1 protein-coding gene is annotated in these 640 nt (G+C 50.0%); it reads right to left on the bottom strand.

The window, feature by feature from the left end; all coding sequences use genetic code 11:
* On the bottom strand, positions 1-640 hold a 640-nt coding region (locus tag PSH54_RS20535; protein ID WP_273607005.1), incomplete at both ends, for a toprim domain-containing protein.

The raw sequence follows: 640 nt of genomic DNA, 5'->3' as shown, positions 1-640 counted from the left end.
CAGGAAGAGCATGAGCAACTCATTGAAATCTTTGAGATTGTCGAAGATAACGAGCACACCGGTGAGGTTTCCAAACCTCGCACCTGAGTCGGCCGACTTCGCCGCTTCGCGGACAGTCTCAGTCAGCTGCCTTCCCGCAGCATCATTGTCGAAAGCGGTGAGAATAGTTTTTCCACTTGAGACATTAGCAGTCACAACGGAAACAATATTTTCTTTTGTAGATCCTATTGTAGATACGAAATGAACGTTGCGGTATTTGTTTACAGTAAATGGCTTTATAAGTTCTGAATTAGCCGATACGAGATGATTTACGCTCATTGCGTCAATAGGGCTCTCGGTTAGTACTAAAACATCCTGTTCTGAATCTTTCGAATGAATAGTATGATAGGTCCATAGGCCCTTCTTGCCTCGAACACCGTGGAAAGGATGCTCCGGATCGAGACCTCGGAGCGACACGCCGATGGCCTGGGTGGGATTCCCCAACCCCCGGCCCTGGGTCAGCGGGAAGGCGGCATTCACGAAGCGTCCCGCACGAGACGCCTGGATGAAACCTTTTTCGATCAAAGGCTTGACCAAGGCGTCGGTAATCTTGCGATCCTTGGTGAGATAGTCGGAGACGGCTGCGATATCCCTTGGATCC

Origin of the sequence: Pseudoalteromonas sp. Angola-30 (assembly GCF_028599215.1) — a bacterium.
GTDB classification, from domain to species: Bacteria; Pseudomonadota; Gammaproteobacteria; order Enterobacterales; family Alteromonadaceae; genus Pseudoalteromonas; species Pseudoalteromonas atlantica.
This window is presented reverse-complemented; position numbering and strand designations above follow the sequence as displayed.